We start from the raw sequence: 23,008 nt of genomic DNA, 5'->3' as shown, positions 1-23,008 counted from the left end.
GCGCGTCAGTCGTCCGCCCCACCCTCCCGCGGAGGAACGGGCTGGTCAAGGTGCGCGGGGGTCCCCTCTAGGAGGGGCAGATCCTCGACCCCGACGAGCCGGGTGGTCACCGCGTACTCGACGAGACGCGCGCGCCGGTTGGTCGCCAGCTTCCCGCGGCCCCCGCGCAGCCCGGCAACCCCCAGCTTGTCGAGCTTGTCGCAGACGTTGTCGAGTTTGCGGTTGAACGTGGTCATGCTCCACCCCAGACGCTCGGCCGCCTCGGCAGAGCTCGGGATGGTTCCCCGGCCCGGCACCGTCTGCGTCAGGACGCCCTCGGCCAGAGCAACGATGAGCTGTCGCTGACTGGTCGTCAGAGTGACCGGGAGCACCGTCGTCGAGCCGCCCGAGGAGTCCACCTGGACCGCGGTGTTGAAGTAGTCCTCGTCGCTGGAGATGGTGAAATCGTAGGTCGTCGCGCCCGCACTGAACATGACGTGCATGGTCTGGAAAACGATCGGCAGCTTCGCACCCGGGGCGAGCCACGCCTGCATGGTGCCGGTGGCATCCGTCACGGTCGCGGTGAGGAGGGTTCCGACGTTGTTCAGCCACCACATCCCGAAGTCGTGTCCGACCGTCAGGAAGCGGCGGTGGAGGTACGGGTTGTCGTCGATGGACAGGTCGGCCTCGCGTCCGATGCCGAACTCGGCGCCGGGGTCGACGCTGTACAGCTCGCCGCAGTACTCGACGGTCAGCTTCTTCACGGCGGCCGTCACGACGAGCACGCTTTCAGCTGCTGCGAAGTGCGGCCCGCTCGGACCGTGGCGATGTCGATGCAGACGGGGACGCCCGGGGCGAGACCGGTGACGGTCGCGCGAGGGTCGGCGGTCACGGACGGCCCGTTCGTGGTCCCCTCCTGCACCCAGGTGAACTGGTCGCCCTTCTGCGCGTCCTCCGTCTTCCAGACGAAGGTCGCGCTGGCGCCGTCCGGGGCGCGCACGGCGGAGACCAGCACGGGCGGCGGCACCACGGTCACAGCGATGGAGCTGTCGCCTCCCGAACCCGGGCCTGGCGTTGTGGGCGCCGCAGAAGGGGCGATGACGTTCGCGACCACGGCCGCAGCGATGCCCAGCACGATGACGGCCGCGGCGCCTGCGCCGATCCAGGCGAGGAGGCGACGGCGTGGGTCGCGGGGTTGAGCGACGACGTCGGCGGCGCTGTCGGAGTCGGCCGTGCCGCTTTCCGAGGTCGGAGGCTCGGCGGTTGCCGCCGCGGTCGGTCGCGATCGGACCACCGTGTGCTCAGGCACCGCAGTGGCGGCGTCCTTCGCAGGAGCATCGGGTGAGATCGGCACCACTCCGCGCACGAGGGTGGCCGCCGGCTCGGCTTCCGTCGTCGGCGTCGGCGTCGGCGTCGGCGTCGGCGTCGAGGGTTGCTCGGTCCGATCCGGGGCAGGTGACGCCTCCCGCACCGGAGCTGCCCGCTGCGCCTGGATGGTCGCGACCGAACGCGCGCGCGTCTCGTCGGCGCTCCCACTGCCTCCCGGCGCCGGGCGCATGTCACCCAGGCTGAGATTGGGGACGTCGATGCTCGTCGGGGCCAGACCGAGCTCGAGTTCGACGCGCTGGAGCGCCCGGGCGAAGTCGACGGCCGAGCCGTACCGATCCTCCCGCCTGGTCGCCATCCCGCGCCGCAGCGACGCCGTCAGCGACGTGGGCACGTCGGTGCGGTCCAGAGGAGTGATCATCCCGCGCTCGATGCGTCCCATCAAGTCGAGGGTGCCGTTCGACCGGCCCGGGACCTCGAACGGCGTCCGACCGGCGAGCAGGGTGTGCACGGTCGCGGCCAGCGAGAAGATGTCGCTACGCACATCCGGGTCCGGATCGTCCGTGAACATCTCCGGCGGCGACCACGGCACGCTGAGCCCGACGCTGCGGCTGCCGGAGGTCGCGGTGTCCGACGGCTCCCGTCGCAGCTCGGACAGCGTCGTCGTGTGGACGGGGAGCTCCTCGAGCGCCGAGGCGATGCCGAAGTCGGTGAGCGCGGGCCAGCCGAGAGCGTTGGTCAGGACGTTCGCCGGTTTGATATCGCGGTGCAGGATGCCGGCGGCGTGCGCGGTCGCGACGGCGCTGGAGAGCCGGACACCGGTACGCAGGGCATCCTCCACCCCGATCCGTTCCCGCTTCAGGCGGTCCGCCAGCGACGGCCCCGAGCAGTACTCCATCACCAGGTACGGCCGGTCGTCGCCGGCGACGCCCGCGTGGAAGATGGTCACGATGTACGGGTGCGCCGACAGCCGCGCCATCACGTTGGCCTCGGCGACGAAGCGGGCGCGAGCAGTCTCGTCCACGCCGTCGGTCAGGAGGACCTTCACCGCGACGCTGCGCTTGGGCAGCTCCTGCTCGTAAAGGAAGACGTCGGAGAAGCCCCCGGACCCGAGCAGACGGATGAAGTGGAAGCCGTCGAGCTCGGGCGGCTGCGACGCCATGCGCCTCATCCGGCCGCCTCGACCGTCAGCGTCGCGCCGCTCCCCAGGTCGATCACGGTGCCGAGCACGACGGTGGTCGGCTCGCCGCTGCGCAGCTTCTGCGGAGACGTGCCGGGCAGGACGACGAGGGTGCCGTTCCGCGAGTGCAGATCGGTGACCACGACGCTGTCGCCCTCGACGACGACGGCGACGTGCGAGCGGGAGATGTCGTCCTCCGCGCTCGTGAGCGTGACCGGTCGCGCGCCGCGCAACGACGGCACCGCGGTGACGCTGGGTGCCCGGCCGACGACGATCGGAACAGAGAGCGGCTCGCGGCGGCCGTCGGAGAGCAGGACGGCGAACTCTTGTCGCTCCGGAGCGGAAGGCGTCGCCTCCGGGGTCGCCGGCAGTCGTCGCGGCAGGTCACCGCTCATCACGGTGAGACCGTCGTGATCGCCCTCCAGACGCCCGGAGACGGGAGGGAACGAGTCGGTGATGAATCCGGGGAGGTCGATGCGTGCCGGAGCGGCCTCGTCCTCCTCGGGCCGGACGGCGGCCTCCTCGACGCTGCGGACCAGCGTCGCACCGAAGAGGTGGTCGTAGCCGGAGGTCTCGGACGCTGCGGGTGCGGCTACGGGCTCGGAGGCGAGAGCGGCGAGGGTCGCTTCGGGGACCCGGGTCACCTCCACCGGCTCGGCGAGCACCGCATCCACCGGTCCGGTATCGCGCTCGCGCTTCGGTGAGGCGGCGACCGTTGCGCCCACGTCCTCCGCCCGTTCGGCCGCGGACCACACCAGTCCGCTCGCGCGCACGACGCCCTCCACCAGCGGAAGGGTGACGGTCGCGCTCCCGTCGCCCAGGGTGACGGTGTCGGCGTCGTCGAGCTGCGTCTCCACCCACGACGACACCGCGGCCGCCTGGACGGCGCGTTGGCGGCCGTCTTCGCTGACCGAAGCAGTCGCCGTCCCGCGCACCGCGAGCAGGACGGCCCCCGTGGATGCGTCGAGCAGCGCGAACGATGGCGTACGGCTCAAACCGCGCGCGACGAGCGCATCGAGCGTCTCGGCGAAGCCGGTACGGACGGCATCGAGGAGATCGCGCAACCGCGCGGCGTCCTGCTCGGCCACGAGGAGCGCCCGAGCACCTCCCGCGACGACCGCCCACTCCCCTGCTGCCGCCTGCTGCACCTCGAACACGGACGAACTACTCCCTCGGCTGCGTGTCTTCGAGCTCACGGCCGCTTCCGCCGTCCACGCGTTCACGCGTGTCGACGGGGGCCGGAGCATCCTCCCCGGTCACCGATTCAACCACGATCACGGTGATGTTGTCGTGGCCGCCCGCCTCGTTTGCTGCGTCGACGAGCGCTGAGGCGACATCGCCCGGGCTCTGGGCGAGGATCTCGGCGATCCGCCGGTCGCTGAGTTCGCGGGTGAGTCCGTCCGAGCAGACCAGGAAGATCTGGCGGCCCTGCTCCGGGACCAGCACGCTGTCGGTGTCGACGAAGTCCTCCGCACCGAGCGCCCGCGTGATGACGTTGCGCTCGGGATGCACGGCCGCCTGCGCTTCGGTGATGAGTCCCGCATCCACCAGCTCCTGCACCGCCGAGTGATCGACGGTCAGCTGCCGGAGTTCGCGCCCGTCCCAGGCGTAGACCCGCGAGTCGCCGACGTTGACGACCATCCACTGCTCCGCTGCCAGTTCGGGGACACGGACCCGGACGACGCCCGTCAGCGTGGTGCCCGCGACCGCAGCGCCGGACTCGTCCGCCCCCGACAGTGAACGGACGGCCGCGTTGGCCTCGTCGATCGCCCGGATCACCTCGTCGGGCGTTGGCCTGCTGCCGGCCTGCAGCGTACGGGCGAGACTCTCCACCGCCGTGCGGCTCGCCAGGTCGCCGCGGGCGTGACCGCCCATGCCGTCGGCGACGACGAACACCGGGTCCTGCGCCAGTGCGCTGTCCTCGTTGACGTGACGGACCGCACCCGTGTCGCTGCGGAGGCTCACGCCGACGAGGGAGCTCATGTGCGGGGGTCCTCCTGGGTGCCGTCGACGGCCGCCGCCTCAGTCTCGGTCTCGGGCTCGTCGTCTTCGTCGGAGTCGCCGTGGATGGCCTCGGCGACGGTGGTGCCGCTCATCCTCAGCTTCACCAGACTTGCAATCGTAGCGACAACCATGGCCCCGACGATCACGGCGAGAGACGTCCAGGTACTGATGTCGGGCGCCCACTCGATCGGATGGCCGCCATTGATGAAGGGCAGTTCGTTCTCGTGCATGGCGTGGAAGACCAGCTTCACACCGATGAAGGCGAGGATGAACGCGATCCCGTACTTGAGGTACACGAGCTTGTCGAGAAGGTGCCCCAGCAGGAAGTACAGCTGGCGGAGACCCATCAGCGCGAACACGTTCGCGGTGAACACGATGAACGGGCTCTGGGTGATGCCGAAGATGGCGGGGATGGAGTCGAGCGCGAACAGCAGGTCGGTCGTGCCGAGCGCGATGAAGACGAGGATCAGCGGCGTGAACATGCGGCGGCCGGCGACCGTCGTGCGCAACTTGTTGCCCTCGTACTGGCTCGAGACCTTGAGGCGCCGACGCGCGAAGCGAATGAACCAGGAGTCGTTCTCCCCCTCGTCGTCGTGGTTCCCGAAGGCCTGGTTGAAGGCGGTCCAGAGCAGGAAGGCGCCGAAGAGGTAGAAGATCGCGCTGAAGCTGGCGATGAGTCCCGCGCCCAGCAGGATGAAGACGCCGCGGAACACCAGCGCCAGGATGATGCCCACCATGAGCACCTCCTGCTGGTACTTCCGGGGTACCGCGAACCTGCCCATGATGATGACGAAGACGAACAGGTTGTCGATGCTCAGGCTGTACTCGGTCAGCCACCCGGCGAGGAACTGCCCGGCGTGCTCGGCATCCCCGATCAGCAGCATCAGCAGGGCGAAGATCAGCGCGAGGACGACGTAGAAGGCGACCCACAGGGCCGACTCCTTCGCACTGGGGATGTGCGGCCGCTTGAAGATGATCAGCAGGTCGAACAGGAGGATCCCGATGAGGACGACGAAGGAGCCGATCTCGAACCAGAGGGGCAGTGCGCTTTCCACAGGGGACCTTTCGAAGGGCGTCGATCATCGCCGAAAGTCTCTCCCGCACCTCACGGTGCCGCTGTGCCCGGGCCCGCCTCCGTGGCGGACCGTGATGACGTGCACAGCGCCGGTCCCGTCGCATGGCTCACGCCAACGCCGGTCCCGTCCGGGATACTCCCCTTCGCTGCGGCCATCCTAGCGGGGTCGCCGGACGGGGGTACTGTGCTGGCGTGGAACGGGTGGGGTTCGACAGTTCGGTGATCGCGTCGGCGGGGTACGACCCCGGCGTCCGTACCCTCGAGGTGGAGTTCGTCTCGGGCGAGGTGTATCGCTACTTCGTGGTCCCGGGGCGGGTCTGGCGGGAGCTGCGCGCGGCGGAGTCGGCGGGCGCGTACTTCGGCGCGCACATCCGCGGTCGGTATCCGGAGGAGTGGATGCCGTCCGGCGGGACGCGCTGACCCTCAGTCGCCGGGTTTGATCGCGACCCGCCCGCTGCCGGTGCGAGCGAGGTAGAGGCGGGCGCCGGTGCGCGCGAGGAACTCGTCGACCGCCTCCCGCGAGCCCTGCCACCATCCGTAGTCGTCGAGCAGGAGAACCCCTCCGGGCGTCAGCCGGTCGTACAGGTGCGCCAACTCGTGCGCGGTCGATGCGTACCAATCGGTGTCCAGCCGGAGCAGCGCGATCCGGTCGGGAGCTTGACCGGGAATCGTCTGCTCCACGGGCCCTTTGACGAAATGCAGCTTGTCTTCTGGGTAGGGCACCTGGCGGAAGCCCTCCTGCACATCCTCCAGCGACGCGTAGGCCCACACGCGCGACGTCTTGCTGTAGGACGCGAGCAGGTCGGCCGCGGGACGCCCGTCACCGCGTCGGTCGTTCGGGCCCGGCTCGGTCATGCCCTCGTACGTGTCGAACAGGTACAGGTCGCGCTCGTGCGAGCCGGCCGCATCCAGCGCCCGGGCGATGGCGTGGACGCTCCCGCCTCGCCAGACGCCGCATTCGACGATCGCGCCGGGGATGTCGTACCGGGTGATGTAGCGGGCTGCCGCGATTCCGGCGTACAGCTTGTCGACGTTCGTCATCGTGTACGGCTGTGCGGCGCGGATGATCGCCGCGGCCTCCTCGTCGATGTCGGAGGGGATCTTCGGGTCAGCCGGGGTGTTCGGGGCAGCAGGAGTCTTCGGTGCAGCAGGAGTCTTTGGTGGCGTGGCCTTGTTCCGCACGCGGCGAAGTTCGTACCCCGTCAGTCGGGAGACAACACCGTTGACACGCTTCCGCAGCGACACAATCCACAAGCTACTCTTCGCCGGCTACTTGTCGGGACCGGTGGTTGCGGGGCCGCTGTCGCAGGTGACGGTTCCGATCCCGAACTGGCCGATCACCGTTGTCCCGTCGGACTCGTAGACGTTGATGCACCCGCTGCCCGTGAACGCATCCAACTCCTTCACGTAGATGAACCCGAGTTTCCCGTTGGTTGCCTGCGCCCCTTGCAGGTCGGGGAACCCGTTCTTCGCGTTGGGTGCGCCGTATGTCTGGCCGTGGGCGTTGACGCCGAACGAGCTGGTCGTCGAGCCCCCGTACCGCGCGACGGCCTTCCAGGTGGTGCCGGGGTCGGCGGTGACCGTGATCGCGGTGCTGCCGGGGGCGAGGAAGCCGTCCTTGATGTGGACGGTCGTCGAGCGTTTGGCGCAGTCCCACCCGCTCATCCCGACCATGGGTGTCGTCTCCCCCGCGGCGTCCTGTGAGAATCCGCTGGTCGAAGGGACGGAGATGTTCCCCGTGTCGCTGACGCAGGTGACGTCGATGATCACCGTGTTCGCTCCTTGAGCGACGGGACCGAGGTTGATGGTCGCCGTGCCGGTGCGCGTGACGGCGACGGCATCGCCGATCGGTGCGACGGTCGTGCTCCCGGGGAAGCTGCTGACCACGATGGCCGCGCCGGTTGTCGCCGCGGCAGCGACGACGATGATGCCGGCCACTGCCAGGCGGGTGCGGCGTTGGTGCTGCTGCAGGCGGCTTTTCGTGGTGCCGATCGCGACGAGTTCTGCGCGCACTGCGGCAGCGAAGCCGGGGTCGAGGTCGGGGTCGTTCATCAGCTGATCCCTTCCATGGGCATCGGAGTCGGATCGAGGTCGTGCAAGTCGGCGCGGAGGCGAGCTCGCGCGCGATGGAGCCGAACGCGAGCTGTCGAGGGTTTCAGGCTCACCACCTCAGCGGCCTGGGCGATCGGAATGCCCTCCAGAACGGTGAGGACGAGCAGGGCGCCGTCAACAGGAGAGAGTTTGCCGAGCGAATCCGCCAAGCGTTTTCGTGTCTCCAACGTCTCCGCATCCGGCGCGTCCACGGTCGTGTCGCGCGGTGCCGTGCGGAGGAAACGCTGATACCGCGAGGTCGAGCGTCGCAGGTTGCGCGACAGGTTGACGACCGCGACAAGAAGCCAGGGAAGGACCGACCCGTTAGCGGGCTCGACCGAATGGCGTTTGCGCCACAGCTCGAAGAAAGCCGCGGCTGTGATGTCTTCGGCGTCGTGCTGGTCGTCGACGAGACCGAGTGCACGCCGGTAGATGCGGTGGCGATGCAGGTCGAAGAGCCGACCGAATGCCTCGCCGTCGTTGTGGCGCGCACGCTCCCACAGGTGGAGCTCGGCCGAATCATCCCTCACAGCTAAGAGTGTCCGCACGCACACGATTCGTTACAGCAGAATCGCCGCCGTCAGCGCATTCGTTCAGTCCCGCGTTCACGAGATGCCTAGTGAGCACGACCGGTTACCCCCGATCGCATGCTTTTGCGCCCCCTGGAGAAAATCGGGCGCCACACGCACACTCGGATCATGGACGAGACGCAGGGAGCGACCACGCTCGGACCGGGAAGTGCGCCAGGGGGCATCCGTTTGAAGCTGCACCTCGACCCGGCTCAATTGCGTGCCCTCGAGCGCATCGCCGCTGAGCGGAAGACGAGCGCGGCCGTGTTGGTCGAGCAGCTGGTGCTGAACGCCCTGGCCCATGCAGAGGTTCCACCTCCGGCGGACTCCCACGTTCAACGGCCTCACACGACCTACGAAGAGGCGACCCACGATTTCACGCGGGACCAGCCGGACGGCACCCTCGACCCGGCCTGAGATGTGCCCTCACACTGCCCAGCAGCGGCGGCTCAGGTGTCCCACGTCAGCCAGCGTGCGAGCGCCGCGTCGCGGTCGTCACCGATGAGGAGGAACCGCATCAGCAGGCTGAGCGGCACGGCGAGAATCGCTCCGACGGGACCGAGGAGCACAGTCCAGAGCACGACCGAGAAGAACGTCAGGGTGACGCTTAGCCGAACCGTCTTCGCTACGAAACGCGGCTGGATCAGTTCCTGCACGACGACATTGACGACGACGTACAGAGCCAGCACGAGGAGTCCCATGCTCCAGCCACCGATGACCAGCGCAAGCACGAACGGTGGAAGCAGTCCGATGACGAAACCGACGTTCGGGACGTAGTTGGTGACGAACGCGAGCACCGCCCAGACGAAGGGAAGCGGGATGCCGATCGCCCAGATTGCGAGACCGTCGATGATCGCAACGATGGCGCCGAAGATGGTGTTGACCACGTAGTAGCGCCCAGTGCCGTCGACGAACTCGCGGAAGGTTCGCACCTTCATCGCGTTCTTCGCCGCCAGGTCGGCGGGGATCTCGGCGAATCGTCGCGCGTCGACCGCCATGAACCACACGTACCCGAGCACGAAGAAGAGGGCCGCACCCAGGCCGATCAGCTGCGTGCCGGCAGTGAACACCGTGTGCAGGATCGCATCCGGCTGAAGCCAGCCCCCGACGGCGTCGGCGGACGCCGGATCGAACCCGAGCGTGCCGAGGAAATCTGCGACCGCAGACGAACTCTTCTGCAGTTCGCTCGTGTAGTCGGTGAGGACCTGGGCGAACTGGCCGAGGGCGAGCACGATGACCACCCCGAGCACGACGATGATCGCGTAGGCCGTGACCACGACGGCGACCGTGCCCAGCCAGCGCGGCAGTCCGCGCCGATCGAGCGGACGCCGCACCGGGTGCGCCACGATCACGAGCACCGCCGCGAGGATCAACGGACCGAGGAATCCGCGTCCCGCCCAGATGGCCCATGCGGCAACGCCGGACGCCGCGAGGGTGAGCAGGACCCGCGTCGGCCTCGCGAGACCTTGCGCGCTCTCCTGCTCCGGGTCGGCCATTGCGATGACTCCGTGTTCACGCGTTCATGGTGGATTCAGACATCTCGATGACTCAGAAATTCTGAGTTCCCCGGCAATGTATCCGAGGTGCATACTGTGGCGCGACGGGGGAGGTCGCCATCGTGATCGACCTCAGCTGGAAGGCGACGGCCCGACGCCGAGCGGCCGCCGTCCGCAGCTGAAAGTGTGCCTGCACCGGTCCGCGAAGGGCGACGGGTTATCCGGCGTTCTCTTCGACAACACGGCGGATAGCGGCGACCGCGAGGTGCAGCATGGCGCCAAGAACCCCGAGACCAGTCAGCCCGCTCGCCCAGGCGAAGACGCCTGCCGCGCTCCGAGGGTCGGAATCCAGCGTTACAAACGCCACGACGTAGAGGACGACACCCCCGAGCAGCGCGACAACATAAATGGTCAGCAGGACGGTGAGCGGCAGGTTCGGAGAGCGATGTCGCCTGGACGTCCCCTCGTACCCATGACCCAGCTCTTCATCGGACATGCCCGGATGCTAGCGGCCAGGGATTTCGCTGGCAACGACCAGCCGTCCCGATCGGCAGCTTCCGGCAGGTCACCCGACGGGATAGCGACCTGGGGAAGAAAAAAGCCCGCTTCCCTGTGAAAATCAAAGGGAAGCGGGCGATGGTGACCCCAGCGGGATTTGAACCCGCGTTACCGCCGTGAGAGGGCGACGTCCTAGGCCGCTAGACGATGGGGCCGTCTGGCAACTAGAAGATCATGCCACAGATGGGGTTCCGGTGCCAAAACGGGGACGGCGCCCCGGGCGCGTCGTCAGACGAGGACGCGCAGGGCTCCTGGCGCCACTGTCACCTCGATCGGGAGGGGCCCGATCCGCTCTCCGTCGGCGTACGCGACGATGTCTTCGGCCTCGACACGGACGCTGCCGACGCGGAGGATCGTGACCTCCGGGAGTCCGGTGTGCTCGCCGCGGAACACCTTCGGGAACATGCGCAGGAAACGGAGCCGGGACATCCGCGCGACGATGAAGAGGTCGAGCCGGCCGTCGGCCAGGTCGGCGTCGGGCGCGATGCGCATCCCGCCGCCCAGCGACCGGTTGTTCGCCACCGAGACGAGCATCGCATCCACCTCGATGAGGCGGCCGTCCGCGTGGATGCGGTACGGGCGTGGTTTCAAGGTCGCAAGTTCGCGCATCAGCGCGACGATGTAGCGACTGCGGCCGCGTGGCCGGGTCATCAGGTTTGCCCGCTCGTTGACGGTCGCGTCGAAACCGGCCGAGACGACGGAGCCGAACCAGGTGGTCAGCTCGCCGTGGCGGATCGTGCCGGCGTCGATGGTGCGCGGCTCCCGCTGCAGGGCGGCGAGCAGCTGGTCGATGGCGGCCTCGGTGTCATGGACGGGGATGCCGAGGCCGTCGGCGAGGTCGTTGCCGGTGCCGCTGGGCACGATCCCGAGCGGGAGGCCCGTCTCGGCAACGAGGTCGATACCGAGATTCGCCATCCCGTCGCCGCCGACGACGACCAGGGCGTCGGTGCCATCCTGGATCGCCTTCGCCGTCTCCCGGCGCAGCAGCTCGATGTTGGCCTCGTCCATGGCGACGACCCGGTGGCCGGCCTCGCGGAGCCGTTCGACCACGCGCGGGCCGACCTCGCGGCGGTGCCCGAACGAGGCCATGGGGTTGACCGCGACGACCACGGCCCGCGGAGTTGCGGTCACAGTGCACGATGATGACACAACGCGCGCCCGGACCGCCGACGGCGCGGCGTGTATCAGAGGCGCAGCCGGCGGAGCAACTGGGCGTTGAGTGCGACGACGATCGTCGAGATCGACATCAGTACGGCGCCGAAGGCCGGAGAGACGATCACTCCGAGACCGATCGCGACACCGGCTGCCAGCGGGAGGGCGATCACGTTGTAGCCGGTCGCCCACGCGAGGTTCTGCAGCATCTTCCGGTAGGTCGCGCGGGAGAGGGTGATCACGTCGGCCACACCGCGCGGGTCGCTGGAGGCCAGGACCACGCCGGCGGATTCGATGGCGACGTCCGTTCCGGCACCGATCGCGATACCGACGTCGGCCTGGGCGAGGGCGGGGGCGTCGTTCACGCCGTCGCCGACCATTGCGACACGCGAACCGTCGGACTGCAGCCGCTCGACGGTTCCCGACTTGTCGCCGGGGAGCACCTCGGCGAAGACCTCGTCGATGCCGAGCTCGGCGGCGACCGCCTCCGCTACGGCGCGAGAGTCACCGGTCAGCATAGCGACTCGGACGCCGCGGTCGCGCAGCGAGCGGACGGCCTCCCGCGACTCCGGGCGGACCACGTCCGCGAGAGCGATCAGGCCCAGGATACGGTCGGCCGTCAGGACGTAGACCACGGTCTGGCCGTCGCGGCCGGAGCGCTCTGCAGCGTCCCTCAGCTCCGCCGGGGCGGTGAGGCCGCGTTCGGCGAGGAGCCGCGGAGCGCCGACGGTGATGGTGTCGCCTCCGACGACAGCGGATGCGCCACGGCCGCCGAGTGCCTCGAAGTCCGAAACCGGTGCGATCGACAGTCCCCGTCCGCGCGCTTCGCCGACGATGGCAGCCCCGATGGGGTGCTCGGCCGGCGCTTCGACGGCCGCGGCGAGCGCGAGCAGCTGGTCTGCGTCGCCCTCGGCGACCACGACCTCCGCGACACCCTGGCGGCCCTCGGTGAGGGTTCCCGTCTTGTCGAACAGGACGACGTCGATGCGGCGGGCGTCCTCCATCGCGTGACGGTCGCGGATGAGCAGACCGTTGCGAGCGCCGAGCGCCGTGGAGATCTGGGCGACCAGCGGGATGGCCAGCCCCAGTGCGTGCGGGCAGGCGATGATCAGCACGGTCACGACGCGTTCGAGGACGAAGGCGGGGTCGTCCGGGCGGATGAGGACCCAGACGACCAGGGTGACGAGAGCCACGGCGAGCGCGACGTAGAACAGCCACGCGGCGGCGCGGTCGGCGAGCACCTGGGCGCCGGACTTGCTGGCTTGCGCATCGGAGACGAGCTTCATGATGCCGGCCAGGGCCGTGTCTCCGCCGGTGCGGCCGACCCGCACGATGAGGGAGCCGCTGCCGGAGATGCTGCCCGCGACGACCTGCTCTCCTGCTGCGTGGGTGACGGGCTTGGACTCTCCGGTGAGCATCGACTCGTCGAGCTCGCTGCGGCCGTCGACGATCTCGCCGTCGGCGGGGACGGCGGAACCGGGACGCACCCGCACGAGGTCGCCCACGCGCAGCTCAGAGACAGGTACGGCCTCCGGTTCCGCGTGCGGGTCGGCAACCCGCTCCGCGGTGTCGGGCAGGAGCTTCGCGAGCTCGCCGAGGGCGTCTTGCGCCCCCATGACAGCGGACATCTCGATCCAGTGCCCGAGCAGCATGATCAGGATGAGGGTGGCCAGTTCCCACCAGAAGTCCATGCCCGGAAGCCCGAGTGTCACGGCCACGCTGTACCCGAAAGCCACGACGATAGCGAGCGAGATCAGCGTCATCATGCCGGGCTGCTTCGCCTTCAGCTCATCCACGGCACCGCGGAGGAAGACGAGCCCGCCGTAGAAGAAGATGACGACGCCGAACACGGCCGGGATGAATTGACTCCCCGGGAAGCGCGGACCACTGAGACCCAGGATCTCCTGGAGGCCCTGCGAGAAAACGAGCGTGGGGATGGTGAGGACCAGCGTCAGCCAGAACTTCCGCCGGAACACCGCCGGGTCGTGCCCCGCGTGCCCGGAATGGTCGTGCGTACCGTGACCCGCGTGATCGTTGCCGTGCATCGCGTGGTCGTGCATTGCGTGGTGATCGTGCATCGCGTGGTGGTCGTGCGCTACTGCCGTCGGCTGGTTCTTCTCGTCCATATCGGCTCCAACGGTACCCCCTAGGGGTATATTCCTCAACCGTCGCGCCGCTTGCGTGCGCATCCCATCCGGTATTTCCTGGGATCCATGAGACTCACGAAATTCGAACACTCCGGCCTCCTCCTCGAACAGGACGGGCGGAAGCTGTTCGTCGACCCGGGCAGCTTCACCTCTCCGCTCACCGACACCGCGAACGCCGTCGCCGTCGTGATCACCCACGAGCACCCGGATCACTGGACGCCCGAGCAACTGAACCGGGTGCTCGACCTCTCGCCCGAGGCCGAGATCTACGCGCCGGAGGGTGTGGCGAAGGCCGCCTCCGACTTCGACATCACTGTGGTCCACGCCGGAGACACGATCACTGTGGAGCCGTTCACGCTCCGCTTCTTCGGCGGTCGTCATGCCGTCATCCACGAGACGATCCCCGTCGTCGACAACCTGGGCGTACTGGTGAACGACGAGCTGTACTACGCCGGCGATTCCTTCTTCGTGCCGGAGGGGGTGCAGGTGGACGTGCTCGCCGCGCCCGCCGGGGCGCCGTGGATGAAGATCTCGGAGACGATGGACTACGTGCTCGCCGTGAAGCCGAAGCGCAGCTTCCCCATCCACGAAATGGTGCTCTCGCGCGCCGGGAAGGACATGGCGAACGGACGCCTGCAGTGGGCGACCGAGCAGAACGGCGGCACGTTCTTCCCCCTCGAACCCGGCGACTCGCTCGACCTGTGACCGTCGCCGGATCGTGAGCGTCGACCGAGAGCAGGACCGTCCCGCCGTCGTCTGGTTCCGTGACGACCTCCGCATCGCGGACAACCCCGCGTTGCACGCCGCCGCAGAGTCCGGACGGCCGGTGCTCTGTGTCTTCATCTGGGACGAGCAGACACCGCAGCTGCGCGTTCCGGGCGCCGCGAGCCGCTGGTGGCTCCACCAGAGCCTTGCCACGCTGACGGCCTCTCTCGAGCGCCTGGGTGCCGGTATGACCGTGCTTCGCGGGCCGAGCGAACAGGTGATGGCCCACCTCCTGCGCGAGACCGACGCCGCCGCCGTCTTCTGGAACCGACGCTACGGCGGAGTCGAACGGAGCATCGATGAAGCGGTGAAGTCGAGCGCGCGCGAAGCGGGCCTCGAGGCGACGAGCTTCGGAGCGAACCTGCTTTTCGAGCCGTGGACCATACGCACCGGGCAGGGAACACCGTTCTCGGTTTACACGCCGTTCTGGCGCGCCTGCCTCGCCGCTCCCGCGCCGCGCAAGCCCGGGCCCGCACCGCGCACCCTGCGGCCTGCGGAGCTCCCACCGTCGGTCGATTCTGTGACGCTCGACGATCTCGGCCTGCTGCCGACGCATCCCGATTGGGCGGGCGGCCTCCGCGACACGTGGGAGCCCGGTGAGAAGGCTGCACATGAACAACTCGAGCGGTTTCTCGCCGACGACCTCGGCGCGTACCGGCAGGACCGCGATGTGCCCGGCATCGACGCCACCTCGCGGCTCTCCCCGCGCCTGCGCTGGGGCGAGCTGAGCCCGCACCAGGTCTGGTACGCGACCCAGCAACGACGAGACCGTTCGACGGCGGAGGGCGCCACCACCTTCACCGCCGAGCTGGGCTGGCGCGAGTTCGCCTATCACACCCTCTTCGAGCACCCGGAGCTGGCGACCGTGAACATCCATCGCGAGTACGACTCCTTTCCGTGGCCACCGCTGCATCCGTCCGCGCTGCGGGCCTGGCAACAGGGTCGCACCGGCGTGCCCCTGGTGGACGCGGGAATGCGAGAACTGTGGACAACCGGCGTCATGCACAACCGGGTGCGCATGGTGACGGCGTCGTTCCTCATCAAGAACCTGCTCATCGACTGGCGGCTGGGCGAGCAGTGGTTCTGGGACACCCTGGTGGATGCGGATCCGGCGAACAACGCGTTCAACTGGCAGTGGGTCGCCGGCAGCGGCGCCGACGCGGCACCCTACTTCCGCGTGTTCAACCCGGAGTTGCAGCGCCAGAAGTTCGACCGGAACGGCGACTACGTGCGCCGCTGGGTCCCTGAGTGGGACACGGACGCCTACCCGCCGCCGATCGTCGACCTGGCCGAGACCCGTCGCGCGGCCCTGGCGGCCTACGACGCCGTCAAGCGTTCACGCTGAGGCAGCGACGGGGAACCTCCGGCTCAGCGGCCGTGCTCGGCCAGGATTTGGTCGACGTCGATGCGCTGCAGGAGCGCCTCCCAGTCGATCGCTCGCGCCTCGTCGGCCTGCTCTTCCTCGGCCAGCACCCGGCCGCTGCGCTCGACGACGATGCCGTCGGGCAGCATCCGGTTGAGTTCGGCGAGGATGGCGTCGTCGACTGCTTCCGTGTCGAAGTCGGCGCCCACGCGGGCGAGGTAGTCGCCGGAGACGGTGTAGGAGACGATCCCGGTTTCGATGCGGCTCATGCTCCGCATGCTAGCCCGTCCCCTGGGCAGCAGGTCAAGCTCGACCGGTGCGCGCGTACAGTGCCGGGCATGACCGACCGACCGGATGACACAGCAACACCCCGCGACGCCGACGAGCTCGCGGGAGCCGTCAGCGACCTGGGCGACACCGACACCGACCGCCTGGAGGCGGTGCGCGAGCACAACGACTCGCTCGAGGAGCGCCTCCCGAGCGACGACGAGCTGCCCCGTACGCACGGGTCCCCGGAACAGGGGTAGCCTCCGCGCTCCGTCCCCGGCTGGGGACTGGGACGGGGACCCGCGCCTCTGTACGGTTGCCAGGTGAGTGGACAGCGGATGCGCGATCGGGCCCCCGGCGCGGCGGTGATGGAGCAGGTGGTGCGGCTTCACGAAGCGTGCCCGCAGCGGTCCCGGCTCGCTCGCGCACTCGGGCGGCATCCGCTCAGCGAAGACGCCCAGCCCTGGTTCTCCGGTGCGCTCGGCGAGCGGGAGGTGGGCGCGCTGCTGTCGCGCCTGCCCCAGGGCTGGAGTGCGTTCCACGCGGTCCCCGTTGGCACGGGCGACGCGGATGTGGACCACCTCGTCGTCGGACCCGGCGGTGTCTTCGTCATCAACACGAAGCATCACCGCGGCGCACGCGTGACGATATACGCGCGCTCCGTCCTGGTCGAGGGGGTCAAGAAGCCGTACCTCCGGAACTCCGACCTGGAGGCCTCCCGCGTGCGCGGCCTGTTGCTGCGCGCAGGCATCGATGCTCCCGTGGAACCGGTGATCGTCATCGTGGGCGCGAAGGAGCTCCGGATGCGCCAGAAGCCCGTCCGAGCGGCCGTTCTGCGCTCCGAGGGACTGGTGCGCTGGCTCTCCCGGCGGCCGAACCGGTTGGATGAGCAGACCGTCGCCCGCGCCACGAGCCTCTTCGACGACCCGGCGACCTGGCGGCCGGTCGTCTCGTCGAGCGACACCCAAGAGCGCTTCCACGCGATCGAGCGGGAGGTGCGGGGTGCCCAATGGGTGCGGTTCGGATGGGCTTTCGCCGGCGGCCTCGGCATGCTGGCCGTGGCCGTGCCGTTCGTGCCGTTCCTGCCGCGCTGAGCGCGCGCGCTGGCCTCAGGCCGGTTGTGCGGTCGTCCGCATGGTCAGCGTCAGTGCCCCGTCCGCCTCGCCGAGCTCCAGCGCCACCGTGACGGCTGTCACCTCGGTCAGCGACCGCAGGTGCGTGCCGCCGCACGGGATCTCCACCGCGCCCTCCGGAAGCTCGGCGCGCCAGCGACGACGCTGCCCCAGGCCGTGACCGCCTCCGTCGCGCACGATCGACACGCCTGCACCGCTCGCGACCCACTCGGCGAGGGTCCGGTCGATCGACGCCGACACCTCATCAAGCCGGGGCCCGAGCTCGGCGGCGGCGAAGCCCTTCTTGCGCAGGCTCTTCCCGATCCGGTACTCGTCGAGCGAGCCGCCCTCCAGGATGCGGGAGGTCGTGATCGCCAGCTGGTCGAAGTTCGGGCGGCCGCGTCCATCGACCGGCACCTCCTTGGTCCACAGCGACGACAGCGCGTCGTTCAGAGCGAGGGAGGCGAGGTGGCACGCGGTGTGCCCGGCCGAGAGGGCGCCCCGTCGTTCGGCGTCGACGGTCACCGTGACGGTGCTGCCGGGCTCCAGGCCCGAGGCGTCGTCGACGAGGTGGGCGACCACGAACGCCCAACCGTCGGTCCCGGTGCGCACCGGTGCATCGCCCACGTACAGCGTCGTCCCGTCGGTCGCACCGACCACCGCATCCACGATCGGGTACGACCGGCTGTCGGTCGTCAACGCGCCCGCGTCGGCCGGCTGGTCCGGCCACACCGGGTCGACAGGGTGGAACGGCGTGCGGTCCAGCACCACAGCGGTGCGACCATCCGCCAGCGGCTGCACGCGGAGGACGGTCCCGGTCGAGGTCAGATCGCCGTCCGGGTAAGTGACGACGGTGTCGGTACTGACGCTGATCGGGTTCGGGAGGCTCATCCCTCCAGCCTACGTTTCCCTTCGGGTGGCGGCCGGACGTCGACGTAGGGCAGCATGGCGGCATGGCGAACACCGGCGACCAGCCTTGGCAGCGCGTCCCCATCGATCCGCAGAGCGTCGACGCGCCGCTCTCGCGGGCTGCCGTCTTCCTGGTGGTGACCGTCGGCGAGTCCGCAGAGGCGCTCGCCACGGTCAGAGGGGTGCTCGGCGGGATCACCGACCAGGTCAAGACCGTCGGCTTCCGCGACCTGGGCGCCCGCCTCTCCTGCAACGTGGGAATCGGGGCGGAATTGTGGTCGCGGCTGACCGACACGCCTCCCCCGCGCGAACTGCACCCGTTCCGGGAGATCGCCGGGCCGGTGCATACCGCCGTTTCGACGCCCGGCGACCTGCTCTTCCACATCCGGGCCGAGCGCGGCGACTTCACGTTCGAGTTGGAGCGCCAGCTGCTCGACACGCTCGGCGACGCCGTCGAGGTCGTGGACGAGGTCGTCGGTTTCCGCTACTTCGATGCCCGCGACCTCCTCGGCTTCGTCGACGGCACGGCGAACCCGGCCGCCGGCGACATGTCGCAGGCCACCACCGTCGGTGACGAGGATCCGGACCACGCTGGCGGCAGTTATGTCGTCGTGCAGAAGTACCTGCACGACCTCTCCCGCTGGAACCGACTGCCCGTCCCCTCACAAGAGGGCGTCATCGGCCGCACGAAGGTGGAGAACATCGAGCTCCCCGACGCCGAGCACGGACAGAAGTCGCACAAGACGCTGGCGACCATCGTCGACGAGGCGGGCGTCGAGCACGAGATCCTGCGCGACAACATGCCGTTCGGACGACCCGGCCACGGCGAGTTCGGCACCTACTTCATCGGCTACTCGCGCGCCTTGTGGGTGATCGAGCGGATGCTGGAGCGCATGTTCGTCGGCGATCCGGAGGGCAGCTACGACCGCATCCTCGACTTCTCGACGGCCGCGACCGGGTCGACGTTCTTCGCGCCGACACGGTCGTTCCTGGAGTCGCTCGGCGACTGAGCGGACCGGCGTAGCCGCACCTGCCCGAGGGCGATACCGACGAGCACGATCGCAAGCCCGGTGAACTGACGACCCGTCAGGGCCTCGCCGGCGACCAGGGCGCCGAGCACCACGCCTGTGACGGGATTGAGCAGCCCGATCAGCCCGACGGTTGCGGCGGGCAGGTGCCGCAGGCCCGCGAACCAGGCGACGAACGCCACTGCGGTCGCGATCACCGTGACATACGCGAACCCGACGATGGCCGCGCCGTCGAGCAGCGGCGGCGCCCCCTCGACCAGTACGGCGAGAGGCAGCACCAGCAAGCCTCCGGCGAGCAGCTGCCAGGCGGTGGACGCCACGAGGTCGACCGCGCCCCAGCGGGTCGCGAGCGCGTAGCCGACGGCGGAGGAGACGAGCGCGACGACGGCGAGGAGGATGCCGACCGGGTCGACCGCGCCGTCTCCGCCGAACAGCATCAGCGCAACCCCGGCGATCCCCGCCGCTCCCCCGGTGAGGGCAAGGATGCGCGGCCGCTGCCCGAGCACGACCCGTGCTGCCGCCATCATCACCAGGGGCGACGCCGCCATCAGGGTCGCGGCGACGCCGGAGGGAAGGCGCTGGGCCACTGCGTAGACGAGGGCGAAGAAGCCGCCGGTGTTGAGCATCCCGAGCAGGGCCGAGCGCCACCACCAGGCACCGTGCGGCCGACGACGGCTGAGGAGGAGCAGAAGCACTCCGGCGGGCAGCGCGCGGATGACTGCGCCCCAGAGCGGCTCGGCCGGCAGGACTGCGCGCGTGACGACGTACGTCGAACCCCAGGCGATCGGAGCAATGGCGGTGAGCAGGATCCAGCGCCACGCGCCGGTCCGACCGAGCGAAGTATCTTCCATGGAAGCTATATTAGCTTCCATGGAAGGTATTGTGAAGGGATGGACTCCTCCTCCGACCGCGTAGCCCGCATCCAGAGCGAGTGGATGCGCGAGCGCCCCGACCTCGACATCGCCCCGCAGGGCGTCATCGGGCGTCTCCACCGCCTCGCCGCGCGCCTCACCGACGAACTCACCGCCGTCTACGACGCACACGGCCTGGCCGAGGGCGACTTCGACGTGCTGGCCACACTCCGCCGCGCCGGAGAGCCCTACGAACGGACGCCGGGCGAGCTGGCCGACCACACGATGATCACCACGGGCGGGATGTCGAAGCGCATCGACCGGCTGGAACGCGCAGGCCTGGTCGCCCGGCGCGCCTCGGAGACAGACGGCCGCGGTCGCGTTGTCGCACTCACCCCTCTCGGTCGCCGGACCATCGACGCCGCCTTCACCGACCACATGGCGAACGAGCGACGATTGGTGGACCAGCTGAGCAGCCGGGATGCGGCGGAGCTCGAACGCATCCTCACCGCCTGGCTCGACCACCTCGAGCCGTCCACGTAACACAGCGCAAGGAAGTTGCTCCTCGCGCGCGCGTGCGGGAGCCTTGACATCCCCCCGCCTCGCACCGTGAATCCACCCGGAGGATCCATGTCCCGCTCACGCCGTATCCTGGCCGTCGCCGCCGGCATCACCGCCGCTGCACTCGCCCTCGCGGGCTGCTCGGGCGCCTCGAGCGGGGACTCGTCGTCGTCCGGCGACGCCGGCTACATCACCGCGGGCAAGCTGACGATCGGGACGGCCGAGCCCGCCTACTCGCCCTGGGTGCTCGACGACAAGCCGCAGTCCGGCAAAGGCTTCGAGGCTGCCGTCGCGTACGCGGTCGCCGACAAGCTGGGCTTCGCCAAGAAGGACGTCACCTGGGTACGCAGCACGTTCGACCAGGCGATCGCCCCCGGGCCCAAGACCTTCGACTTCAACCTGCAACAGTTCTCCATCACCGACGAGCGCAAGAAGGCCGTGGACTTCTCCTCGCCCTACTACGAGACCAGCCAGGTGGTCGTGACCACCGCCGCCTCCCCCGCGGCGAAGGCGACTTCGATCGCCGACCTCAAGAAGCTCTCGATCGGTGCGCAGACCGCCACGACCAGCTTCAACGCGGCAGAGAAGCAGATCGCCCCGAGCGGCGGCGTGCAGGCCTTCAATTCCAACGACGACGCCAAGCTCGCGCTCGAGAACAAGCAGGTGGATGCGATCGTCGTCGACCTTCCGACGGCTTTCTATCTGCGCGATGCGGAACTCACCGACGGCAAGATCGTCGGCCAGCTCCCCAAGGCGAGCGGCCAGCAGGGCGACCAGTTCGGCCTGGTGCTCGCCAAGGGCAGCCCGCTCACCACGAAGGTCACGAAAGCCGTCGATGCGCTCCGCTCGGACGGCACGCTCGACAAGCTGGCGACGCAGTGGCTCGCCGCCGACGGCGACGCGCCCGTGCTGAAGTAGCCTTCGACGGTGAGCACCACCTCCACCTCTCCTGCGCCCACGGGTGCGCCGCCGCCCAGCGCGGTGGAGCTCGACCGCCGGCTGTACCGCAAACGGCAGACCACCCGTTCGGTGCTGATCAGCCTGGTCAGCACGGCAGCCGTGGCGGTGATCGCTTGGGCGTTCGTCATCAACACGCCGGGCTGGGCGCGCGTGCAGCAGACGTTCTTCGACCCGGCGGTCGCCGTGGAGGCCTGGCCGCGCGTGTTCGAGGGCCTGCTGCTCAACATCCGCGTCCTGATCGTGGCGGCGATCGGCGTGCTGATCGTCAGCATCCTGCTGGCCGCGGCCCGCACTCTGCGGGGAGCGATCTTCTTCCCCCTGCGCGCGCTCGCTGCCGGCTACACCGACCTGTTCCGCGGGATGCCGCTGATCATCGTCCTGTACCTGGTCGGTTTCGGCCTGCCGGGACTCGGGGTGTTCCCGCGCATGCCACCGGAGTTCTGGGGGACGATCGCGCTGATACTGGTCTATTCGGCCTACGTTTCCGAGGTGTTCCGCGCGGGCATCGAGGCCGTGCATCCGTCACAGCGGCTGGCCGCCCGCGGACTCGGGCTGTCGCACTATCAGACGTTGCGGCTCGTCATCCTGCCGCAGGCTGTGCGCAAGGTGACGCCCGCGCTGATGAACGACTTCGTCGCGATGCAGAAGGACGTCGGCCTGATCTCGGTGCTCGGAGCGGTGGATGCGGTGCGGGCCGCACAGATCGAGACCGCCCTGACCTACAACTTCACCCCGTACGTTCTCGCCGGACTGCTGTTCGTCCTCCTGGCGCTGCCGATGATCCGGCTCACGGACTGGTACTCGGCGCGCATCCGCCGACGCGAGCAGGTCGGGAGCATCGTATGACTGCGCCGGTGCTCCGGCTGACCGGTGTGCGCAAGCGCTTCGGCGACACGGAGGTGCTGCGGGGCATCGACCTCGACGTGCACGAGCACGAGGTGGTCGCCCTGATCGGGGCGAGCGGGTCGGGCAAGTCGACCCTCCTGCGCACCATCAACCTCCTGGAGCAGCTCGACGACGGGCAGATCTTCCTCGGAGACCTGGACATCAGCGACCCGCGCGTCTCGGCCGACGCGGCGCGCGGCCGGATCGGCGTCGTGTTCCAGCACTACAACCTCTTCCCGCATCTCTCCGTGCTCGACAACGTGACCCTCGCATCGCGTCGGGTTCACCGCATCCCCCGGGCCGAGGCCGAGCGGAAGGCGCTGGCCCTGCTCGACGGCATCGGGCTGGGCGACAAGGCGAAGGAGTTCCCCGACCGGCTCTCCGGCGGGCAGCAGCAGCGCGCGGCGATCGTCCGGGCGATCGCCACCGACCCGGAGCTGCTCCTTCTCGACGAGGTCACCAGCGCCCTTGATCCGGAGCTCGTCGGCGAGGTGCTCGAACTCATCCGCTCGCTCAAGGCGTCCGGCACGACGATCGTCATGGCGACCCACGAGATGGCGTTCGCGCGGGATGTCGCCGACCGAGTGGTGTTCATCGACCAGGGGGTCATCGCCGAGCAGGGGCCGCCCGCCCAGCTGTTCGGCTCTCCTCACGAGGACCGCACCCGCGCCTTTCTCGCGCGCTTCGCCGAGCGCACCGCGTAACGCGGCGCAGGCTTTCGCAACAGGTC

The 23,008-nt window shown here is 69.2% G+C and carries 26 protein-coding genes and 1 tRNA gene; 11 read left to right on the top strand and 16 right to left on the bottom strand.

Annotated features, from left to right (window positions below; translation table 11 throughout):
- Nucleotides 1–5: 5 nt before the first annotated feature.
- The 5 genes from AB4Y74_RS06635 to AB4Y74_RS06615 are packed head-to-tail and all read right to left on the bottom strand — an operon-like array spanning nt 6 to nt 5,544.
- A complete protein-coding gene (locus AB4Y74_RS06635) occupies nt 6–743 on the bottom strand; it encodes a hypothetical protein (protein ID WP_441800402.1) in 738 nt (245 codons plus the stop codon).
- Between the two features lie 8 nt (nt 744–751).
- The gene (locus tag AB4Y74_RS06630) at nt 752–2,467 is read right to left on the bottom strand and encodes a protein kinase domain-containing protein (protein WP_441798324.1); all 1,716 of its coding nucleotides are present in this window, start codon (nt 2,465–2,467) and stop codon (nt 752–754) included.
- Nucleotides 2,468–2,472: 5 nt separating this feature from the next.
- Entirely contained in the window at nt 2,473–3,642 is a 1,170-nt protein-coding gene (locus tag AB4Y74_RS06625; RefSeq protein WP_441798323.1) for an FHA domain-containing protein, read from the bottom strand.
- A gap of 7 nt (nt 3,643–3,649) precedes the next feature.
- Nucleotides 3,650–4,468, bottom strand: coding sequence for a PP2C family protein-serine/threonine phosphatase (locus AB4Y74_RS06620; RefSeq protein ID WP_441798322.1), 819 nt, complete (start codon nt 4,466–4,468; stop codon nt 3,650–3,652).
- Nucleotides 4,465–5,544 carry a TerC family protein gene (locus AB4Y74_RS06615; RefSeq protein WP_441798321.1) on the bottom strand — a complete coding sequence of 360 codons (1,080 nt, stop codon included), beginning with the start codon at nt 5,542–5,544 and terminating at the stop codon, nt 4,465–4,467. Before AB4Y74_RS06615 ends, AB4Y74_RS06620 begins: the two co-directional genes overlap by 4 nt.
- Nucleotides 5,545–5,756: 212 nt before the next feature.
- On the opposite strand from AB4Y74_RS06615, the gene AB4Y74_RS06610 reads away from it, so the two are divergent.
- The gene (locus AB4Y74_RS06610; RefSeq protein WP_441798320.1) at nt 5,757–5,984 is read left to right on the top strand and encodes a KTSC domain-containing protein; all 228 of its coding nucleotides are present in this window, start codon (nt 5,757–5,759) and stop codon (nt 5,982–5,984) included.
- A gap of 3 nt (nt 5,985–5,987) precedes the next feature.
- Here AB4Y74_RS06610 and AB4Y74_RS06605 read toward each other — a convergent pair whose 3' ends face one another.
- The 3 genes from AB4Y74_RS06605 to AB4Y74_RS06595 are packed head-to-tail and all read right to left on the bottom strand — an operon-like array spanning nt 5,988 to nt 8,185.
- Complete coding sequence (locus AB4Y74_RS06605; protein ID WP_441798319.1) at nt 5,988–6,809, bottom strand: TylF/MycF/NovP-related O-methyltransferase; 822 nt, start codon at nt 6,807–6,809, stop codon at nt 5,988–5,990.
- A gap of 24 nt (nt 6,810–6,833) precedes the next feature.
- Nucleotides 6,834–7,616 carry a hypothetical protein gene (locus AB4Y74_RS06600; RefSeq protein ID WP_441798318.1) on the bottom strand — a complete coding sequence of 261 codons (783 nt, stop codon included), beginning with the start codon at nt 7,614–7,616 and terminating at the stop codon, nt 6,834–6,836.
- Complete coding sequence (locus AB4Y74_RS06595; RefSeq protein WP_441798317.1) at nt 7,616–8,185, bottom strand: RNA polymerase sigma factor; 570 nt, start codon at nt 8,183–8,185, stop codon at nt 7,616–7,618. Before AB4Y74_RS06595 ends, AB4Y74_RS06600 begins: the two co-directional genes overlap by 1 nt.
- A gap of 168 nt (nt 8,186–8,353) precedes the next feature.
- On the opposite strand from AB4Y74_RS06595, the gene AB4Y74_RS06590 reads away from it, so the two are divergent.
- Nucleotides 8,354–8,641: a hypothetical protein gene (locus tag AB4Y74_RS06590; protein WP_441798316.1), complete on the top strand. Its 288-nt coding sequence runs from the start codon at nt 8,354–8,356 to the stop codon at nt 8,639–8,641.
- A gap of 32 nt (nt 8,642–8,673) precedes the next feature.
- Here the strand turns inward: AB4Y74_RS06590 and AB4Y74_RS06585 are convergent, their stop codons facing one another.
- The 5 genes from AB4Y74_RS06585 to AB4Y74_RS06565 all read right to left on the bottom strand — a co-directional run bounded on the left by AB4Y74_RS06585 (nt 8,674) and on the right by AB4Y74_RS06565 (nt 13,556).
- A complete protein-coding gene (locus tag AB4Y74_RS06585; protein WP_441798315.1) occupies nt 8,674–9,720 on the bottom strand; it encodes an AI-2E family transporter in 1,047 nt (348 codons plus the stop codon).
- 217 nt (nt 9,721–9,937) lie between these two features.
- Nucleotides 9,938–10,216 (bottom strand): hypothetical protein, encoded by a 279-nt coding sequence (locus AB4Y74_RS06580; protein WP_441798314.1) that lies wholly within the window; start codon nt 10,214–10,216, stop codon nt 9,938–9,940.
- Between the two features lie 141 nt (nt 10,217–10,357).
- Nucleotides 10,358–10,433, bottom strand: a tRNA-Glu gene (locus tag AB4Y74_RS06575).
- 73 nt (nt 10,434–10,506) lie between these two features.
- Nucleotides 10,507–11,409, bottom strand: coding sequence for a YegS/Rv2252/BmrU family lipid kinase (locus tag AB4Y74_RS06570; RefSeq protein ID WP_441798313.1), 903 nt, complete (start codon nt 11,407–11,409; stop codon nt 10,507–10,509).
- A 53-nt stretch (nt 11,410–11,462) separates the two neighbouring features.
- On the bottom strand, nt 11,463–13,556 hold the full coding sequence (locus AB4Y74_RS06565) for a heavy metal translocating P-type ATPase (protein ID WP_441798312.1): 2,094 nt from the start codon (nt 13,554–13,556) through the stop codon (nt 11,463–11,465).
- Nucleotides 13,557–13,643: 87 nt separating this feature from the next.
- Here AB4Y74_RS06565 and AB4Y74_RS06560 point away from each other — a divergent pair, with 87 nt between their 5' ends.
- Both AB4Y74_RS06560 and AB4Y74_RS06555 read left to right on the top strand, forming a co-directional pair.
- Nucleotides 13,644–14,282, top strand: a complete 639-nt coding sequence (locus AB4Y74_RS06560) for an MBL fold metallo-hydrolase (protein ID WP_441798311.1) — start codon at nt 13,644–13,646, stop codon at nt 14,280–14,282.
- Between the two features lie 13 nt (nt 14,283–14,295).
- Nucleotides 14,296–15,687, top strand: coding sequence for a cryptochrome/photolyase family protein (locus tag AB4Y74_RS06555; protein ID WP_441798310.1), 1,392 nt, complete (start codon nt 14,296–14,298; stop codon nt 15,685–15,687).
- Between the two features lie 23 nt (nt 15,688–15,710).
- On the opposite strand, the gene AB4Y74_RS06550 is transcribed toward AB4Y74_RS06555, so the two are convergent.
- Nucleotides 15,711–15,974, bottom strand: a complete 264-nt coding sequence (locus AB4Y74_RS06550; protein WP_441798309.1) for a hypothetical protein — start codon at nt 15,972–15,974, stop codon at nt 15,711–15,713.
- Nucleotides 15,975–16,043: 69 nt separating this feature from the next.
- Between AB4Y74_RS06550 and AB4Y74_RS06545 the strand changes: the two genes are divergently transcribed.
- Together AB4Y74_RS06545 and AB4Y74_RS06540 are read left to right on the top strand one after the other, a co-directional pair.
- Nucleotides 16,044–16,232: a hypothetical protein gene (locus AB4Y74_RS06545; RefSeq protein WP_441798308.1), complete on the top strand. Its 189-nt coding sequence runs from the start codon at nt 16,044–16,046 to the stop codon at nt 16,230–16,232.
- A 63-nt stretch (nt 16,233–16,295) separates the two neighbouring features.
- Nucleotides 16,296–17,066 carry a nuclease-related domain-containing protein gene (locus AB4Y74_RS06540; RefSeq protein WP_441798307.1) on the top strand — a complete coding sequence of 257 codons (771 nt, stop codon included), beginning with the start codon at nt 16,296–16,298 and terminating at the stop codon, nt 17,064–17,066.
- A 15-nt stretch (nt 17,067–17,081) separates the two neighbouring features.
- Here the strand turns inward: AB4Y74_RS06540 and AB4Y74_RS06535 are convergent, their stop codons facing one another.
- Nucleotides 17,082–17,975: a metal-dependent hydrolase gene (locus AB4Y74_RS06535; protein ID WP_441798306.1), complete on the bottom strand. Its 894-nt coding sequence runs from the start codon at nt 17,973–17,975 to the stop codon at nt 17,082–17,084.
- Between the two features lie 62 nt (nt 17,976–18,037).
- On the opposite strand from AB4Y74_RS06535, the gene AB4Y74_RS06530 reads away from it, so the two are divergent.
- Nucleotides 18,038–19,003 carry a Dyp-type peroxidase gene (locus AB4Y74_RS06530; RefSeq protein WP_441798305.1) on the top strand — a complete coding sequence of 322 codons (966 nt, stop codon included), beginning with the start codon at nt 18,038–18,040 and terminating at the stop codon, nt 19,001–19,003.
- Here the strand turns inward: AB4Y74_RS06530 and AB4Y74_RS06525 are convergent.
- The gene (locus AB4Y74_RS06525) at nt 18,913–19,872 is read right to left on the bottom strand and encodes a DMT family transporter (RefSeq protein ID WP_441798304.1); all 960 of its coding nucleotides are present in this window, start codon (nt 19,870–19,872) and stop codon (nt 18,913–18,915) included. The two genes, AB4Y74_RS06530 and AB4Y74_RS06525, sit on opposite strands and share 91 nt — an antisense overlap.
- Nucleotides 19,873–19,911: 39 nt before the next feature.
- Between AB4Y74_RS06525 and AB4Y74_RS06520 the strand changes: the two genes are divergently transcribed.
- The 4 genes from AB4Y74_RS06520 (at nt 19,912) to AB4Y74_RS06505 (ending at nt 22,982) form a co-directional block, all read left to right on the top strand.
- Nucleotides 19,912–20,415, top strand: a complete 504-nt coding sequence (locus tag AB4Y74_RS06520) for a MarR family winged helix-turn-helix transcriptional regulator (RefSeq protein ID WP_441798303.1) — start codon at nt 19,912–19,914, stop codon at nt 20,413–20,415.
- 87 nt (nt 20,416–20,502) lie between these two features.
- Complete coding sequence (locus tag AB4Y74_RS06515) at nt 20,503–21,351, top strand: ABC transporter substrate-binding protein (RefSeq protein ID WP_441798302.1); 849 nt, start codon at nt 20,503–20,505, stop codon at nt 21,349–21,351.
- 9 nt (nt 21,352–21,360) lie between these two features.
- Nucleotides 21,361–22,239: an amino acid ABC transporter permease gene (locus AB4Y74_RS06510; protein WP_441798301.1), complete on the top strand. Its 879-nt coding sequence runs from the start codon at nt 21,361–21,363 to the stop codon at nt 22,237–22,239.
- Entirely contained in the window at nt 22,236–22,982 is a 747-nt protein-coding gene (locus AB4Y74_RS06505) for an amino acid ABC transporter ATP-binding protein (RefSeq protein ID WP_441798300.1), read from the top strand. The genes AB4Y74_RS06510 and AB4Y74_RS06505 overlap by 4 nt, the downstream gene beginning before the upstream one ends.
- Nucleotides 22,983–23,008: the final 26 nt, after the last annotated feature.

This window comes from Leifsonia sp. RAF41 (assembly GCF_052114085.1).
Taxonomy (GTDB): Bacteria; Actinomycetota; Actinomycetes; order Actinomycetales; family Microbacteriaceae; genus Leifsonia.
The sequence above is the reverse complement of the archived record's forward strand: the minus strand, read 5'-3'. Positions and strand labels throughout refer to the sequence as shown.

Bases quoted from the DNA above. Each gene is read 5' to 3' on its own strand.
- AB4Y74_RS06505 (WP_441798300.1), top strand. From the start codon at position 22,236: ATGACTGCGCCGGTGCTCCGGCTGACCGGTGTGCGCAAGCGCTTCGGC.
- AB4Y74_RS06600 (WP_441798318.1), bottom strand. From the start codon at position 7,616: ATGAACGACCCCGACCTCGACCCCGGCTTCGCTGCCGCAGTGCGCGCA.
- AB4Y74_RS06630 (WP_441798324.1), bottom strand. From the start codon at position 2,467: ATGGCGTCGCAGCCGCCCGAGCTCGACGGCTTCCACTTCATCCGTCTG.
- AB4Y74_RS06515 (WP_441798302.1), top strand. From the start codon at position 20,503: ATGTCCCGCTCACGCCGTATCCTGGCCGTCGCCGCCGGCATCACCGCC.
- AB4Y74_RS06580 (WP_441798314.1), bottom strand. From the start codon at position 10,216: ATGTCCGATGAAGAGCTGGGTCATGGGTACGAGGGGACGTCCAGGCGA.
- AB4Y74_RS06550 (WP_441798309.1), bottom strand. From the start codon at position 15,974: ATGAGCCGCATCGAAACCGGGATCGTCTCCTACACCGTCTCCGGCGAC.
- AB4Y74_RS06520 (WP_441798303.1), top strand. From the start codon at position 19,912: ATGGACTCCTCCTCCGACCGCGTAGCCCGCATCCAGAGCGAGTGGATG.
- AB4Y74_RS06560 (WP_441798311.1), top strand. From the start codon at position 13,644: ATGAGACTCACGAAATTCGAACACTCCGGCCTCCTCCTCGAACAGGAC.
- AB4Y74_RS06525 (WP_441798304.1), bottom strand. From the start codon at position 19,872: ATGGAAGATACTTCGCTCGGTCGGACCGGCGCGTGGCGCTGGATCCTG.
- AB4Y74_RS06565 (WP_441798312.1), bottom strand. From the start codon at position 13,556: ATGGACGAGAAGAACCAGCCGACGGCAGTAGCGCACGACCACCACGCG.
- AB4Y74_RS06585 (WP_441798315.1), bottom strand. From the start codon at position 9,720: ATGGCCGACCCGGAGCAGGAGAGCGCGCAAGGTCTCGCGAGGCCGACG.
- AB4Y74_RS06530 (WP_441798305.1), top strand. From the start codon at position 18,038: ATGGCGAACACCGGCGACCAGCCTTGGCAGCGCGTCCCCATCGATCCG.
- AB4Y74_RS06535 (WP_441798306.1), bottom strand. From the start codon at position 17,975: ATGAGCCTCCCGAACCCGATCAGCGTCAGTACCGACACCGTCGTCACT.
- AB4Y74_RS06590 (WP_441798316.1), top strand. From the start codon at position 8,354: ATGGACGAGACGCAGGGAGCGACCACGCTCGGACCGGGAAGTGCGCCA.
- AB4Y74_RS06545 (WP_441798308.1), top strand. From the start codon at position 16,044: ATGACCGACCGACCGGATGACACAGCAACACCCCGCGACGCCGACGAG.
- AB4Y74_RS06620 (WP_441798322.1), bottom strand. From the start codon at position 4,468: ATGAGCTCCCTCGTCGGCGTGAGCCTCCGCAGCGACACGGGTGCGGTC.